At 44.7% G+C, this 15,502-nt stretch carries 16 protein-coding genes; 9 read left to right on the top strand and 7 right to left on the bottom strand.

Annotated features, from left to right (window positions below):
* Positions 1-30 precede the first annotated feature (30 nt).
* The 7 genes from IPJ02_10745 to radA all read right to left on the bottom strand — a co-directional run bounded on the left by IPJ02_10745 (position 31) and on the right by radA (position 7,785).
* Entirely contained in the window at positions 31-1,377 is a 1,347-nt protein-coding gene (locus IPJ02_10745) for a hypothetical protein (GenBank protein ID MBK7376011.1), read from the bottom strand.
* A gap of 267 nt (positions 1,378-1,644) precedes the next feature.
* Positions 1,645-2,856: a hypothetical protein gene (locus IPJ02_10750; protein MBK7376012.1), complete on the bottom strand. Its 1,212-nt coding sequence runs from the start codon at positions 2,854-2,856 to the stop codon at positions 1,645-1,647.
* A gap of 159 nt (positions 2,857-3,015) precedes the next feature.
* Complete coding sequence (locus IPJ02_10755; protein MBK7376013.1) at positions 3,016-3,561, bottom strand: glutathione peroxidase; 546 nt, start codon at positions 3,559-3,561, stop codon at positions 3,016-3,018.
* A gap of 4 nt (positions 3,562-3,565) precedes the next feature.
* Entirely contained in the window at positions 3,566-4,138 is a 573-nt protein-coding gene (locus tag IPJ02_10760) for a glutathione peroxidase (GenBank protein ID MBK7376014.1), read from the bottom strand.
* A 67-nt stretch (positions 4,139-4,205) separates the two neighbouring features.
* Positions 4,206-5,615, bottom strand: a complete 1,410-nt coding sequence (locus tag IPJ02_10765) for a hypothetical protein (protein ID MBK7376015.1) — start codon at positions 5,613-5,615, stop codon at positions 4,206-4,208.
* A gap of 63 nt (positions 5,616-5,678) precedes the next feature.
* Entirely contained in the window at positions 5,679-6,383 is a 705-nt protein-coding gene (locus IPJ02_10770) for a ComF family protein (GenBank protein MBK7376016.1), read from the bottom strand.
* Positions 6,384-6,405: 22 nt separating this feature from the next.
* A complete protein-coding gene (radA, locus tag IPJ02_10775) occupies positions 6,406-7,785 on the bottom strand; it encodes a DNA repair protein RadA (protein ID MBK7376017.1) in 1,380 nt (459 codons plus the stop codon).
* A gap of 448 nt (positions 7,786-8,233) precedes the next feature.
* On the opposite strand from radA, the gene IPJ02_10780 reads away from it, so the two are divergent.
* From IPJ02_10780 to IPJ02_10820, 9 genes are all read left to right on the top strand, one after another.
* Positions 8,234-10,495 carry a TonB-dependent receptor gene (locus IPJ02_10780; GenBank protein MBK7376018.1) on the top strand — a complete coding sequence of 754 codons (2,262 nt, stop codon included), beginning with the start codon at positions 8,234-8,236 and terminating at the stop codon, positions 10,493-10,495.
* 40 nt (positions 10,496-10,535) lie between these two features.
* Positions 10,536-10,847 carry a 2TM domain-containing protein gene (locus IPJ02_10785; GenBank protein ID MBK7376019.1) on the top strand — a complete coding sequence of 104 codons (312 nt, stop codon included), beginning with the start codon at positions 10,536-10,538 and terminating at the stop codon, positions 10,845-10,847.
* A 19-nt stretch (positions 10,848-10,866) separates the two neighbouring features.
* Positions 10,867-11,508, top strand: a complete 642-nt coding sequence (locus IPJ02_10790; protein ID MBK7376020.1) for a hypothetical protein — start codon at positions 10,867-10,869, stop codon at positions 11,506-11,508.
* Between the two features lie 60 nt (positions 11,509-11,568).
* Positions 11,569-12,042 (top strand): DUF2269 family protein, encoded by a 474-nt coding sequence (locus IPJ02_10795; GenBank protein ID MBK7376021.1) that lies wholly within the window; start codon positions 11,569-11,571, stop codon positions 12,040-12,042.
* Between the two features lie 64 nt (positions 12,043-12,106).
* On the top strand, positions 12,107-12,691 hold the full coding sequence (locus tag IPJ02_10800; GenBank protein MBK7376022.1) for a hypothetical protein: 585 nt from the start codon (positions 12,107-12,109) through the stop codon (positions 12,689-12,691).
* Between the two features lies 1 nt (position 12,692).
* Entirely contained in the window at positions 12,693-13,295 is a 603-nt protein-coding gene (locus IPJ02_10805) for a hypothetical protein (protein MBK7376023.1), read from the top strand.
* A gap of 13 nt (positions 13,296-13,308) precedes the next feature.
* A complete protein-coding gene (locus IPJ02_10810; protein ID MBK7376024.1) occupies positions 13,309-13,605 on the top strand; it encodes a transcriptional regulator in 297 nt (98 codons plus the stop codon).
* A 104-nt stretch (positions 13,606-13,709) separates the two neighbouring features.
* A complete protein-coding gene (locus IPJ02_10815) occupies positions 13,710-14,642 on the top strand; it encodes an ABC transporter ATP-binding protein (protein ID MBK7376025.1) in 933 nt (310 codons plus the stop codon).
* On the top strand, positions 14,620-15,501 hold the full coding sequence (locus IPJ02_10820) for an ABC transporter permease subunit (GenBank protein MBK7376026.1): 882 nt from the start codon (positions 14,620-14,622) through the stop codon (positions 15,499-15,501). The genes IPJ02_10815 and IPJ02_10820 overlap by 23 nt, the downstream gene beginning before the upstream one ends.
* Position 15,502: the final 1 nt, after the last annotated feature.

The raw sequence follows: 15,502 nt of genomic DNA on the forward strand, positions 1-15,502 counted from the left end.
GTAAAACCCGACGTTTGTTTTAAAGCTTCGTTATTTTTTATCTCCGGGTTTATTGCCGGGGTTTTGATTCTGTCTTGGCTGGTTACGGTTTTGTCCCTGTGGCCTGTTTGGGTTATTGCGGTTCCGGTTTTGCTGACCACCACCCGGCTGTTGAGGTCTGTTGCCGCCGGGGCGTCCTTGCTGACCGCCGGATTTTTGTTGCTGGCCCTGGCCTCCACGATCCTGCCTCGGGCCACGGGGCTGGGTTTGTTTTTTCTCCTGGTCTCTTCTCTTACGACTTGTCTTTTCCAGGCTTTTTAAACTTATCTGGCCCACCACATCGGCATATACCGGCTCAATTTCTTTTGGTTTGTTGCTCACCACTTCCACCGGTTCCAGGCTTTCGGGCCTTATTCCCTGCCGGTTCAGTTCTTTTATCTTCTTAACCCGTTCAATGGTCAATGGGTATTGTTTGTTGCTGTCGGGCATGCTGTACCACATCAGGTTTCGGAAGATATCTTTCTTTACCAGGTAGGCACGGCTGGTGGCAATCTCAATATTGTCGGCATCTTCCGGAAAGAACCGGAGTGCATCCATATAGGTATCCAGCTCATAATTCAGACAGCATTTCAGTCTCCCGCACTGGCCACTTAACTTGCTTTGATTGATACTGAGGTTTTGGTACCGGGCTGCATTGGTGTTCACACTCTTAAAATCGGTAAGCCAGCTGCTGCAGCAAAGCTCCCGGCCGCAACTGCCGATACCACCTACTTTTCCTGCTTCCTGCCGGGCCCCGATCTGGCGCATCTCCACTTTTACTTTAAACTCGGCTGCATATAATTTGATGAGTTCCCTGAAGTCCACCCGGTCATCGGCAATATAGAAGAAAGTGGCTTTGCGGCCATCGGCTTGTATCTCCACTTCGGCCATTTTCAATTCCAGTTTCAGCTGGCGGGCAATGGCACGGCTCCGGATGAGCACCTGTGCTTCCCGGGCCTTTGATTCTATCATTTTGGAAATGTCGGTATCGTTTGCCCTGCGTAAGACCTTTTTTATTTCGGGACTTTTTTCGTCAACCTTGTTCTTCTTCAGTTGCAGGCGGACCAGTTCTCCGGTAATGTTTATCATGCCCACATCAAAGCCATTCACACCTTCCACGGCAACCATATCTCCTTTGTGAAATTGCTGCAACGTGGTATTCCTGAAAAAATCCTTGCGGCTGCCATTATTAAAACTCACTTCCACAATACGGCATCCGCTTTCCGGGTCGCTGAAAGGTAAATTGGCCAGCCAGTCATGCACATTCATGCGGTTGCACCCGCCTGTGGCACAATTGCCATGACTTTGGCAACCCGAGGGTGCTCCGTTCTTTGACGTTCCGCAACTTCCACATCCCATATTGAGATCAATTAAGAATTAAAAATTAAGAATTAAAAATCGGGGAAAACGGGGGAGAATTACTGATGTACTCCGGTGGCGTCGCTTCCGATAGCAATCGGAACCTGTGTTGTACCTCTCCTGATCAGCGGTTGATTTGCCGGGGAAGAGATGCGACGCAATCCCGGTACTTAGCGGGACTGAATATTGTTGAAAGTGCTGGTATCAAAATATATAATACACTAATATCAACTCAAATCAGTAATTCCTGGCCTCCTGTTCTGCTCCTCAATTCACCAAAATTAACGATTTGTTGTTAATAATATGGTACAACCTTATAGAAAGGGCGTGAAAAAGCATTTTGGCGTTGGCATTCCGCTCAATATAATAGCTGGCCTTGTCTAATTCGGTAATGATGGCTTCCTGCTGCTCAATGGAACAGATCTTGTTCAGCCGGAGGGCAAAATCGTGATCGGTTGACCGTTGTTCGGGGTCCGTTGAGCCCATTGCCCGTATCCGGATGGCCTGCTCCAGCAGGTGAATAAAGTATTTGAGGAACTGTTTTTGTTTTTCCCGGCCCAGTTTGGCGGTATCGTCGATCCATTTTACCTGGGCAACCGGCCCGGTCTTTATCACGGCATTCAGCCATTCCCGGAGCATGGCTTCCCAGTCATCGTCGGCATGTTGTAATAACTGCAGTGCCTCCCGGAAATTACCTTCCGTAACGGCGGCCACCTGCCGGGCTTTTTCCACGTTCACGCCTTCCTTCAGTTCCAGCGCCGCTTCCACTTCCAGTTTATTCAGCGATGGCACTTTCACCAGTTGCGTACGGGATAAGATGGTAGGTAATATCAGGTCCTCATTTTCGGCAACCAGGATGAACAGGGTATTTGGTGGCGGCTCTTCAATGAGTTTTAATAATTTATTCCCTTCCTTGCCTAAGAATTCGGGCATCCACATGACGAGGATCTTGTATTCGCTCTCAAAACTTTTCAGGTTGAGTTTTCGGATGATGTCGTTGCATTCGTGGGCCGTGATATTACCCTGCTTGTTCTCGGCACCGATGAACTGCAGCCAGTCGTACACATTGCCGTAGGGGCTGCTGGCCATAAATTCCCGCCACTCTTTAATAAAATCGGTGCTGATGGGTTTGTCTCCTGGTCTTTTTGGAATGACGGGGTAAGAAAAATGTATATCAGGATGGATAATTTCGTTGGCTTTTTTGCAGGCGGGGCAGATGCCACACGAGTCGGAGTTGGATCCAGGATCCGGGATCCGGGATCCGGGATCAGGTTCACCAAATAAAGAAGGCTCTGCTGCAGGTTGCCTGCCGTTCACTTTTTCACATACGATGTATTGTGCAAATGCCAATGCCAGTTGCAGGGTGCCGCTTCCTTCTTTACCGAGGAATAAGAGGGCATGGCTCAGCCGGTTGTGCTGCACCATCTGCACCAATTGTTCCTTGGTTGCTTTTTGGCCGGTGATGGATCGGAATTGCATGGGTGCAAATATAGTTGAAGTGGCTGAGTTGGAAACCCAGGACCAAGGCATCCCTGTTCGCCTTCGCAAAGCTTCATCGGAGCAAGGTCGGGGACAGGAACGGGAATGAGTTAAAAACTCAGGACCAGGGCATCCCGGTCGGAGACCGGGACGAGGTAATTATAGTTTAGATAAGATATCCTCACTCATCGGCTTCACTTTGCTTGTAAAATGTGCGATCAGTTTCCCGTTCTCATCCAGTAAAAATTTGTTGAAGTTCCAGGTGACCCGGGCATCCAACACCCCGTTCTCATCTTTATTGCAAAGCCAACGGTAAATGGGGGCGATGTTCTTTCCCTTTACCGATATTTTGGCCGCCATGGGAAAGGTTACGCCGTAATTCTTTTTACAGAATGCAGCAATGGCTTCATTGCTGCCGGGTTCCTGGGAGAAGAAATTGTTGGCAGGGAAACCAACGATGACCAGCCTGTCTTTATATTTTTCATATAATTTCTCCAGGTCATCGTATTGCGGGGTAAAGCCACATTTGCTGGCGGTATTTACGATCAGTATCTTCTTTCCCTTGAAGGCAGTGAAGTCAATGCTGTCTCCATTCAATCCTTCTACCTTAAAATCGTAGATGGACCTTTTTTGCGCCTGAACAGTTGTACAGGGAACAGCATTCCCTAAAAAAAGGAAGCTTGAAAAAGCCAGCCATTTGATCATGTTCTTAAAGTTTGCTGGTGATCTCCTCACTCATTGGTGTAACCTTGGTTCCGAAGTAGTTTAATAAATTCCCTTTTTCGTCCAGCAGGAATTTACCGAAATTCCATTTTATCTCAGCATCCAGCACACCATTCTCCGACTTGTTACAAAGCCATTTATAGATGGGAGCAATGTCGTCTCCTTTTACTGATATCTTGGCTGCCATCGGAAAGGTTACGCCGTAATTCTTTTTGCAGAATTCTTTGATCTCGGTATTGGTACCGGGTTCCTGCCCGCCAAAGTTGTTGGCCGGAAAACCAACGATCACCAGCTTGTCTTTGTATTTCTCATACAATTGTTCCAGGCCTTCGTATTGAGGAGTGTAGCCACATTTGCTGGCCGTATTAACGATCAGTATCTTTTTGCCTTTGAATCCGGCGAAATCAATGGTTCCACCGTCAAGCGCTTCCACCTTAAAGTCGTAGATGGATTTTGCCGGCGCAATGGTTCCGGCTTCGGGACCAGGGGCAGTGGTATCATTGTTTGCATGCAAGGTGCAGGACATAAGCACAGCGCCGATGGCTAATAATTTGATCATGATGGATCTTGTTTAATAATGATAGTAACAGATTTTTTGTGATTTTGTTTACCGGTATGGTCCCGGGCTACTGTTTTTCATAGCAACCCAGGTCTGGTAAACCAACATTCCTGTTCCTGTCATCCAGGTCTTTCAGATAGCCGGTTGCAACGCCGGCATTAATGCCCGGGGCTGCCGTATTATTCGCAGTCCGGAAATCGAATATCCTTTTGTTCACATCAATACTGTCAAATAACGGGTTTTGGTTCTTAAGGTTGCCTGTTAAGGTACTGTTTGCCGGATCAGCAGTTGCCCGGTAAATATTCTTCTCAAACAAGACATTGAATGGAGTTGTGCCCTGTTTATTTACCAGCACTTCGCTGGTAACAATTCCTTCGTCGCCCCAGAAAATATTGTTACGGAAAACGGCATTCAGGTCGGCTGTTAAAATTGTGCCGGTAAGGGTTGAAAAATTATTTACCGTAAGTACCGGGTTTTTATGATTCAGGTAGTCGTTTGAAAAAGCTGCCACCGTGCAATGCGTGAAGTTGTAGATACCACCATAACTTAAAACAATGTTGCTGCCGCAGTTGCTGATCAGGCTATTGTCTGCCTGCAGGCTGCTGTTTACACAAAACACACCCACATCATAAGCATTATCAACGACACACTGGTGCAGGATGAGTTTTGGATTTGCATTGATGGATGGTTTTTCAGCAACAATGGCCTGGTAGGCATTTTTAACCACAGCAAAGGTCATCACGTTATTCCGGCTGTTACCTCGGAAATAAATGCCGGGCCAGCTTGCCGGCAGATCTTTATAAGGATCATCCAGCCGGTCGCCGGTGAATACCACATTATTTGTCTTAGTTCCATTGACCAGTAATGAACCGTCCACAATAAAGGGGGCATCTGCATGGGAATATATCCTGCATCCGGGTTGAATGGTAAGTGAGGCGGTCGTATCGATCCGTATGCTTCCGAGAATTACATAGGGCAGGTTGTTCGTCCAGACCACATTGCCGGTAATCACCCGGTTGCTTAAAAAATTGGCATTTTGGCCATAGGCCTGCAATTGAACAAAGCGGTCATTTCCGTTATAATTGACCAGTATGCTGTCGCTTACAATAAAGGGAAGGTTTGTTGCATTGGGGTTGATGGTGACCGATACAAAAACATAGATGCTGTCGTTGGCATCAATGACCAGGTTGTTTGCCTCGGTAGTCGCCGCCCCGTCAACATTCATTTTAAAAGAAGAACCTGTGCCACCCATCAGTTTTACTTTATCCAGGCGTAGTTTTTGATTGTTCCCGTTTATGATCTTGAAGGATTTAGTGATGGATCCGGTTGTGGTAAAAACGGTATCGTATTTTAAGGTATCGGTGGTAATGCGGAGCAATGCGTCGGCGCTGCTGATGAAGGAATCTTTTTTGCAGGAGGCTAAAAAAAAGCAAAAAGCAAAAGGCAAGAAGCAAAAAAGGAAATTCAGTTTCTTCATTGGACAAATTTATACTTATTTGAGTACAGTTTTGCTTCGTTCACCCTTCGGCTTCGCTCCCTGTTATTTGGCTGCATATGCCAATGTGGCGATACTCAGTTTAACTTTTTCATGTTGCAACATTACCGTGCCACAGGCTTCCAGCGTTGCCCCGGTTGTAATTACATCATCCACCAGCAGCAGGTGTTTATTTTTCAGTAACCCTGGGTTTACAACATTAAAACTGCCGCTCACATTTTCCCATCGTTCGGTACGGTGCTTGCTGGTTTGTGTTTCGGTGGCGTAAGGCCGTACCACGATGCCGTTCATGACCGGTATGTTCATTGTGGAAGACATGCCGTTGCAGATGATCGCTGCCTGGTTGTAACCCCGTTTGTGCTCTTTGTCGGCATAAAGGGGCAGGGGGATCAATGCATCGATATTGTTAAAGCGGTTGCTTTTCAGCAGACTTCTGCCCATCAGCTCTCCCAGGTAAAACCCGATCTGTGTATCGCCCTTGTATTTAAGCTGGTGGATCAGGTGCTGTACCAGGAATTCCTTTGAAAAATAGAACTCGCTGTGCCCGGCTTCCAGGGGAAGCCTTCCCCAGAAATGTTTTTCAATGGGGTTATTGGCAATGCCTGCAAAATTGGTATGCGGTAAAGAATGAAGGCAGCGAAGGCAGAGCAGGCTGTCTTCCCTTACCAGGTCGGAACCACATCCGGTACATACATGCGGGTAAAAGAGATGCAGGGTACTGCTGACAATATTTTTAATGGCTGCGATCATCGCCCATAATTGCATTAACAAGTTAAAATAAATACTGGTATAATTCCTCCACCTTACCAAGGGGCACTACTTCAATGTTGAATTTGGATTTACCGGTTTGTTTATGAGAAAGATTGTATTTGCTGACAATGATCTTTTCAAAACCTAATTTCTCTGCTTCTGCGATCCGTTGCTCGATCCGGTTCACGGCCCTGATCTCTCCGCTGAGACCTACTTCGCCGGCAAAACAATATTTCTGACTGATGGGGACGTCTTCATAACTGCTCAGTAAAGCACTTACTATAGCAAGATCAATGGATGGATCCTCTGCTTTCAATCCCCCGGCGATATTGATGAATACATCCTTCACTCCAAAATGAAAACCACCTCTTTTCTCAAGCACCGCCAGTAATAATTGCAGCCTCCGCAAGTCGAAACCACTTACGGTTCGCTGGGGAGTTCCGTAAACACTCTGGGTAACCAATGCCTGCCCTTCAATTAACAAGGGCCTTAGTCCTTCCATGGTTGCCGCGATGGCGATACCACTGAGTTGTTCTTCTTTTTGGGTTATTAAAATTTCGGAGGGATTGCTCACTGCCCGCATTCCGGTATCGGTCATTTCATAAATACCCAGTTCGGCGGTAGAGCCAAAGCGGTTCTTGAGTGTACGCAGTATGCGGTACGTATAATGCCGGTCGCCTTCGAACTGAAGCACGGTATCCACCATGTGTTCCAGGATCTTTGGACCAGCAATGGTCCCATCTTTGGTAATATGGCCGATCAGGAAGACCGGCGTATTTGTTTCCTTGGCAAAGCGCTGCAGTTCTGCAGCACATTCCCTGATCTGGCTTATACTGCCCGGGCTGCTTTCCACAAAGGGAGATTGAAGCGTCTGGATGGAATCCACGATCACGAGCTGCGGTTTCAGTTTTTTGATCTCCTGGAAAATGGTTTGTGTACTGGTTTCAGTAAGCAGGTAAAAATTCTCACTTTTAAACCCGATCCGGTCGGCCCGCATTTTTATCTGCTGTTCGCTTTCTTCACCGCTTATATATAGTGTAACTATATCGGTCAACTGCAAACCATTCTGCAGGAATAAGGTTGATTTGCCAATGCCGGGTTCACCGGCAACCAGGACGATGCTGCCTAAAACAATTCCCCCGCCAAGAACCCGGTTCAATTCCGCATCGGTGGTAACGATCCTTTTTTCTTCGGCGCTGCTTACGTCATTGATGGAAATGGTCTTTAATTTACCGGCGCCCGTATAATCCTGCCAGGGATCTTTTTCTTTTTTATCGGTGCCCTTAACAATGACCTCTTCAACAAATGTGTTCCAGGAATTGCAGGACGGACACTTGCCCAGCCATTTGGCGCTTTCATAACCACAGTTCTGGCAAAAAAAGGCGGATTTGGTCTTGCTCATGCCCTAAATGTAAACTGGAAAAAGAAGAATGAAAAATCAATTAAAACGAAAAACAGTTTTGTAGAACCGGTCATCCATATTCTGCGAAACAGGAAATAGTGTTGATTCGGATCGAACTTTCAGCAGTAGGAAACTGATAGTTGTTTCAAAGTAAAAGGGTCAACATTTCTGCTGACCCTTTGTACTTACTAACCCATTAAATTCTGTTGCTAAATTACAAATTGCGGCCACATAAAAAAATAAATTTTGGCCGATGTTGATAAGTTATTGGGCTTACTAACTGCGTAGTATAAACTATTAATGCCCTTGTAAATATTTGTAAATCAATTATATAGCAAAGCCAGGTCATTTGCTTTCCAGGCGACATTATAGTATGGGAAAAAATATTTTTTTTAAAATATTTGGTTTATAATATAAACTACTTTACGTTTGTGTCAAATTTTGAAGGATGAAAAGGGCAGTTGTATTCATTATATTATTAAGCAGTTTAGGTTCAAAAGCCCAGACCAGGATTTCGGGCAGGATCTCAGATACCAAGGGAAAGCCACTGGGTGGGGTAAGCATAACTTTGCGAAACAGCTACGACGGTTCTACAACCGATTCGTTGGGAAATTTCTCCTTTACAACTACCGAAAAGGGAAAACAAACTTTAGAGGCATCCATAATCGGGTACCGGCCATTTGAGCAGGAAATTACCCTGGCTCCGGGTCCATTAACATTAAATATTCTTCTAAAGGAGTTGGTGACCGAACTAAAGGCCGTGGTCATATCGGCCGGGGCATTTGTTGCCAGCGATAAAAATAAAGGGGCCGTTCTGAATGCCATTGACATTGTAACCACTCCAAGCGCCAATGCGGATGTTACCAGTGCATTTAAAACCCTGCCCGGCACCCAGCAGGTTGGAGAGAGTGAGGGTTTGTTTGTGAGAGGGGGCTCCGCAACGGAAAGCAAGATATATATGGATGGCAACCTGGTGAACAATTTTTTTTACAGCAGCACACCGGGTATTGCAACAAGGGGAAGGTTCAATCCATTTCTTTTTAAAGGAACGATTTTCAGCTCAGGCGGCTATTCGGCATTATATGGCCAGGCACTTTCCTCGGCATTGATCCTGGAAAGTAAAGACCTGCCGGAAAGAACAGAAGCCGATCTGGCCATTTCAGTAATTGGTCTGGGCGGCGGTATCCAGCATCTTGCAAAAGATAAGAAATCATCCTGGGGTGTATCGTATAATTATACAAACCTGTTGCTTGGTTTTGCGATCAATAAACAAAAGCAGGATTTTTTCCAGATACCTGTTTACCACCAGGGGGATGCCAACTTCCGTATAAAGACCCGAACAGGCGGGATGATCAAATATTATGGGTACATCAGTGCCAACAAAACCGGGTTCCGTAACCCGGATATTGACTCGATGGTTTTAAAAGATGCGTTTGCTATAGACAACCTGAATACGTACCAGAACATCAACTGGAAAGATAACCTGGGCAACAACGGGTGGCGGATCAATACCGGCATCAGTTTCAGTACCAACAGGGATGATATGTTGAATGAACTGCAGGATGCCAAAAACCAGAAGCAGGTCATCAGCAACCCGTCTTTTTATGCGTTTAAGAATTTTACCTTAAAAAACCGGGCGCAGTATGCACAGGCAAGGCTTGTGCTGGAGAAAAAGCTGAACGGGTTGAATACCATTCGCTTTGGCAGTGATTATTTCTACAGCGACGAAAAATCGACCTACACGTTATATGATGGGAACAAATTTTCTGAAACGGTAAAAGATAATCTGGTATCTGTTTTTGGAGAAACGGACATCTTTCTTACCAACAGCCTGGCCGCCAAGATCGGGAGCAGGCTGGAATATTCAGCGTTGATCAGAAAATGGAATGTGGCCCCCCGGGTTTCCGTGGCATATAAGTTTGCAGATAACAGCCAGGCCTCATTTGCTTATGGCCTCTTTTATCAGAACCCCGAACGGAAATATCTGCCAACAACTGCAGGCCTTCATTATTCAAGGGCGGCCCATTACATACTTCAATATCAAAAACTGGGTACCAGCCGCACGTTCCGGGTAGAGGCTTCTTATAAGAAATACAGCGACCTGTATAAAACCTCCTTTACTATGACCGGAAGGGAGATAGCCGCCAACAACAATGGTTTTGGTGATGCAAAGGGAGTAGAGTTATTCTGGAGAGATAAAAAGACCTTTAAGAACGTGGACTACTGGATCTCCTGGTCTTACCTGGATACTAAAAGGGACTTCCTGAATTATCCAAAGGCGATCACGCCGTCATTTGCAGCCAGCCATACAGCCGCTTTGGTGGTAAAGAAATTTGTGCTGCCCTGGAAAACAGGCTTTAACCTCAGTTACAATTTTGCAACAGGCCGTCCGTATTACCGCATTGCATATGATAATATACAAAGCAGGTATGTGATCACAGATGCCGGCAAAACCATCAGCTACAACAGCATGAGCTTTAGCGTAAACTACCTGCCGAACCTTGGTAAGACAAATCCAAAGGTTTTTGCTGTATGGGTCTTAGGCATCAACAATGTACTGGGACAGAACCAGGTGTTCAACTACAACTACAGCAATGATGGAAGCCGGAAAGTGGCCGTAACTCCACCATCGAGGCGGTTCATCTTCCTGGGTTGTTTTCTCAGTTTTGGAGTAGACCGGACGCAGGATGCGATCAATAACAACCTGTAAAATGCCATTAAAACATTTATAACCAATAAACCATTTTATCATGTCAAATCAGCAACCGGCTCCCGAAGGCAAAGACCCCGTTTTATGGGAGATCGCACAAAAAAGAGCAAGTTTCAAAGGTCATGCGGTCAGTTACGTTATTGTAAATGCATTTTTATGGGGCATCTGGTTCTTATCTGCAGAGCGCCGCCATATGAATTTTAGTGATTACGGATGGGATCATTTCCCCTGGCCTTTGTGGCCAACACTCGGCTGGGGTGTAGGGCTGGCCTTTCATTTTGCCGGCGCCTATATTTTTCCCCGGGCCAATTCGGTGGAAAGGGAGTATGAAAAATTAAAAAACAAAAAATAAACAACAAAAACATTCAACAATGAAAAAGGTCTTGCTACTCGCTGCTGTTATTATTATGTCGGTAAATTCTTTTGCACAAAGCGAAAAATATATGGCTGCCATGAAAAGCAATATTGCCGCAATCGATACCAGTTACCGTAACCCGGCTAACCTGTTAACCCTGGCAAACAATTTTGAGCGTATTGCCACGGCAGAAAAAAACCAATGGCTGGCTTATTATTATGCTGCTTTATGCCAGGTCAATTATACCTACATGGAACAGGACAAATCGAAGATCGATGCCATAGCTGATAAAGCAACCGCACTCATCAATAAAGCCGATTCCCTGCAGCCGGATAATTCAGAGATCAGTTGCCTGAAAAGTATGATTGCCAGCAGCCACATGATGGTGAACCCCATGCAGCGTTATATGGAATATGGTGCGGAGATATCCTCGTACATTGACGCTGCCATGCAGCAGGACCCCACGAATCCCCGTCCGGAATACCTGAAGGGCCAGGGACTTAAATACACGCCGGAGCAGTTTGGTGGTGGCTGTGTTACTGCAAAGCCGGTATTGCAGTCTTCTTTAGATAAGTTCAACAATTTTAAACCCGCCAGCGATATTCATCCTAACTGGGGCAGGCAACGGGTGGAAATGTTATTAAAAGAATGCAAATAAATTATTAGTGTACATCTGAATCATAAAAGACATGTTGATCCCGGTAATTAAATTAAGTAAATGAATTACACTTATCTTAAACTGCTACACCTTTTTCCTGTAATGTTATTTTTGGGGAATATTGTTACAGGACTTTTCTGGATGCGTTTTGCAGTAAAAACAAGGGATGTAAAGATCATTAACTTTACTATGAAATGTATTATTAATTTAGACCGATACTTTACTATACCCGGAGTTATAATTATTACTACTGCCGGCATATTAACCGCTATATACGGACACTTCCCTTTATTAAGAACGGGCTGGATATTCTGGTCGATCATCATGTTTTCCATTTCAGGGCTTATTTTTTCGATCAAATTAGTTCCATTACAAAAGCAGATTTACTCACTTACTTTAAATAAGGAAGAATCTGCCGGCATCGACTGGAAAAATTTCAATAATATATATTTTATGTGGGATATCTGGGGCCTTATTGCATTACTAACCCCTCTGGCAGCTTTTGTGATGATGATACTTAAAATTCCGCAATGAATTTCTGATATTAATGTAGTTAATGAGCGCATTTTAAAGGCTCAATTAAATAAAATCTAAGAACATGCAACCAGAAAAATTTTCACCAAAAGACAGTCTGCAGCTTATTGACAGCATGATCAATCAGGCAAAAAACCGTGTTACCGAAAATGGTTTTTTATACCTGTTGTGGGGCTGGGTAATATTTATATGTGCCATTTTTCACTTTGCAGCATTAAAGCTGAGTTTGTTTAAAAAACCTGAACTGGTTTGGATGATTACATGGGGGATAGTGATTTTTCAAATTATTTACCTGGCCAAATTAAAAAAGAATGAAAAAGTAAAAACGTACAGTGATGGAATCATCGATGCAATCTGGATTTGTTTTGGAATTTGCATGTTTGTACTCGTTATTGTTTTAGGTCGTTTTAATTTGTGGATCTATATAAACTCCCTGGTATTATTGTTATATGGCATACCAACCTTCTTATCGGGATTTGTTATGAGGTTTACACCATTAAAACTGGGCGGCATTTGCTGCTGGCTACTAGCCATTGCATCTACATTTACATCACCGGTCTATTATTTACTGATGATTGCATTGGCTGTTATGATTGCCTGGATAATTCCCGGATACCTTTTAAGAAAAAAATTTAAAAATCAAAACTGATATGCCAAACGATCAGCAACTTTCGAATGAAAAAAGCCTGGCCATCATCCAGCAGATGATAAGCCAGGCAAAGACAAACTTAACTGATAATGGCATCAGCTGGCTGCTCTGGGGCAGCATGTTGATCCTGGCATCCGTATCCACCTTTGTTTTTATTAATATCGGCTCAGGAAATCTTTTCCTGGGCTGGGATATTTTTGGAGCAGTAACGATTGTCCTGCTTGGCTATGATGCATTTAAACCCAAACGCAAAAAAGTAAAGACCTATGTGGATGACCTGATGCGGATGGTGGATATCGGATTCTTTATCTGCCTTTTTGTTATTATCCTCTCTATAAACATTTCAGTAAGTCCCAATGAAGGATTTGGATTTATGCTGATGGCATTTGCGTTCTTAATGCTCATTAAGGGAGGCGCTGTCAGATCAAAAGCGCTGATGGTGGGCGCCGTTGTTAACTGGGCAGGAGCCATCGCCATTTTCATAAACAAGGACTTCAAGTACGATATGCTCATCATGGCAGCCGCTGTTCTGATCGGTTACATCATACCCGGGTTGATCCTTTGGGCAGAGTATAAAAGGTTAAATACAATTTCTAAAAAGTAACCGGTTCACGAAAATGGAATTTAAAGAACTCGATCCCATATTGCATTCACAGCTCAGGCTTGCCGTGGTAAGCCTGCTCATCAGCGTGCGGGAGGCCGAGTTCACGTTCTTAAAAGAGAAGACAAACTCCACGGCCGGTAACCTGAGTGTGCAGATCAATAAATTAAAGGATGCCGGGTATATTGAAGTGACCAAACAATTCAGCAATAATTATCCGCAAACGATCTGCAAGGTCACCAAAAAAGGGATTGAGGCATTTGAAGCTTATGTAAATGCCCTGCAGAGTTATATGAATCCCGGGGGTCAGTGATCATATATGTCCTGTTTGTATCCGGTATTACATTATTCCGTCTAAAAATATTTTCCCAACCTTTTGCCTGCTTATCTGTTTTATCTTTGTTAAGATAGAAACAGATGCCAGCAATTATAAGCGTAAACCATCTTACGAAGCAGTTTAAAGAAATCACAGCTGTAAACGATCTCTCGTTTACCGTTAATGAAGGCGATGTATATGGTTTCCTGGGGCAGAATGGCGCCGGTAAATCCACTACCATACGCATGCTGCTTACCCTTATTAAACCCACCACCGGCTCGATCCGTATTTTTGGAAAAGACCTGTTAACCCACCGCACCGGGATATTGAAGCAGGTGGGCGCCGTCATAGAAAAACCCGACCTCTACAAATACCTTTCAGCATACGATAACCTGGCGCTGTTTGCAAAAATGAGCGGTATCCACCCTTCCAGAAGCTTACTGTTAAACCAGTTGAAAGCAGTAGGACTGGAGGAGCGGGCTTTCAGTAAAGTAAAAACATTCAGCCAGGGGATGAAACAAAGACTGGGTATTGCTGTTGCCCTGGTGCATGATCCAAAACTCATTCTGCTGGATGAACCCACCAACGGACTTGATCCACAGGGAATAGCCGATATGCGTAATCTTATCCTTTCCCTTAGCCGGGAGATGGGCAAGACCATCCTTGTATCTTCTCACCTGCTGGGCGAAATTGAACTGATCGCTACCCGTATGCTCATCATTCACAAAGGGAAAAAAATGGTGGAAGGGAATGTAGCGGAGTTGTTAGATCCTTCCCGGACGCTGGTGCAGGTTGAAACCACCAATAATGAAACAGCGAGGGAAAAACTGCGGCATTCAAAATGGGAAATTTATTTACAACCGGGTACGGGTGAGGTACAGCTAAAGATGGATAAGGATGAAGTGCCCGGTCTTGTTGCCGGTCTTGTTGGCATGGGAATACAGGTGCTTTCAGTAAATCCAACCCATTCCCTGGAAGATTATTTTTTATCACTTACAACCCGACCCGGCCATGTGGAAGCTTTTGCAGATTGAACTGTTTAAGATATTTAAAAAACCAAGGACCTATATTGCCTTCGGCGCCATCGCCGCATTCATTTTATTGATACAGCTTGCATTGCTTGTAAATGGCAAACAGTACCTGCAGTTTGTGCTTGGTTTCCTGGATGATTCTTTTGAGATACCGTATGATAAGATCAACAACGGTTACTGGATATGTTTTGCCATACTAAACCTGCTGCTTATTCATGTTCCTATACTGGTGGCATTGGTGGCCGGGGATATTGTTTCCGGCGAAGCCAATATGGGAACGCTTCGCTTACTGGTATCCAAGCCCATCAGCCGTACAGAGCTTATACTGGCAAAATTTTTTGCAGCCATGGCCTATGTTATTGTACTGCTTGCCTGGATGGCCTTGTTTGCACTGGGGCTTAGTATTATTTTATTTGGCACCGGCGATGTGGTGGTGGCCAAATCCTTTGAACTGCACCAGGTTGAAAAGGCCGATGTGTTGTGGCGTTATTTTTCCGCTTTTGGATTTGCTGCGCTGGCGCTGGTACTGGTGGCTGCTTTATCACTGCTGCTGTCTGTCTTGTCGGATAACTCCATCGGCCCCATTGTTGCTACGGTTTGCATCATAATCGTATGCACGCTTATCAGTGAAATGCAGATACCCCTGTATGATAAATACTTTAAGCCGTATTTATTCACTACCTATATGCTGGGCTGGAAGGGATTCTTTTACATCGGGGTAGATGCTGACGGACAGACCATTCGCGGCTCACTGCAGAATTTTCCGGCTATCTTAAAAAGCATCGGGGTGCTGGTAACTTATATCATAGTATTTGTTACAGCATCCATACTTGTATTTCGAAAAAAAGATATACTGTCCTGAT

The organism is Chitinophagaceae bacterium (assembly GCA_016710165.1).
Taxonomy (GTDB): domain Bacteria; phylum Bacteroidota; class Bacteroidia; order Chitinophagales; family Chitinophagaceae; genus Ferruginibacter.

Excerpts from the sequence above, each read along its gene's own strand:
- radA (MBK7376017.1), bottom strand. The coding sequence starts at position 7,785 with ATGAGCAAGACCAAATCCGCCTTTTTTTGCCAGAACTGTGGTTATGAA.
- IPJ02_10770 (MBK7376016.1), bottom strand. The coding sequence starts at position 6,383 with ATGATCGCAGCCATTAAAAATATTGTCAGCAGTACCCTGCATCTCTTT.
- IPJ02_10800 (MBK7376022.1), top strand. The coding sequence starts at position 12,107 with ATGCAACCAGAAAAATTTTCACCAAAAGACAGTCTGCAGCTTATTGAC.
- IPJ02_10820 (MBK7376026.1), top strand. The coding sequence starts at position 14,620 with ATGTGGAAGCTTTTGCAGATTGAACTGTTTAAGATATTTAAAAAACCA.
- IPJ02_10795 (MBK7376021.1), top strand. The coding sequence starts at position 11,569 with ATGAATTACACTTATCTTAAACTGCTACACCTTTTTCCTGTAATGTTA.
- IPJ02_10790 (MBK7376020.1), top strand. The coding sequence starts at position 10,867 with ATGAAAAAGGTCTTGCTACTCGCTGCTGTTATTATTATGTCGGTAAAT.
- IPJ02_10780 (MBK7376018.1), top strand. The coding sequence starts at position 8,234 with ATGAAAAGGGCAGTTGTATTCATTATATTATTAAGCAGTTTAGGTTCA.
- IPJ02_10755 (MBK7376013.1), bottom strand. The coding sequence starts at position 3,561 with ATGATCAAATGGCTGGCTTTTTCAAGCTTCCTTTTTTTAGGGAATGCT.
- IPJ02_10815 (MBK7376025.1), top strand. The coding sequence starts at position 13,710 with ATGCCAGCAATTATAAGCGTAAACCATCTTACGAAGCAGTTTAAAGAA.
- IPJ02_10765 (MBK7376015.1), bottom strand. The coding sequence starts at position 5,615 with ATGAAGAAACTGAATTTCCTTTTTTGCTTCTTGCCTTTTGCTTTTTGC.
- IPJ02_10745 (MBK7376011.1), bottom strand. The coding sequence starts at position 1,377 with ATGGGATGTGGAAGTTGCGGAACGTCAAAGAACGGAGCACCCTCGGGT.
- IPJ02_10805 (MBK7376023.1), top strand. The coding sequence starts at position 12,693 with ATGCCAAACGATCAGCAACTTTCGAATGAAAAAAGCCTGGCCATCATC.
- IPJ02_10760 (MBK7376014.1), bottom strand. The coding sequence starts at position 4,138 with ATGATCAAATTATTAGCCATCGGCGCTGTGCTTATGTCCTGCACCTTG.
- IPJ02_10785 (MBK7376019.1), top strand. The coding sequence starts at position 10,536 with ATGTCAAATCAGCAACCGGCTCCCGAAGGCAAAGACCCCGTTTTATGG.
- IPJ02_10810 (MBK7376024.1), top strand. The coding sequence starts at position 13,309 with ATGGAATTTAAAGAACTCGATCCCATATTGCATTCACAGCTCAGGCTT.
- IPJ02_10750 (MBK7376012.1), bottom strand. The coding sequence starts at position 2,856 with ATGCAATTCCGATCCATCACCGGCCAAAAAGCAACCAAGGAACAATTG.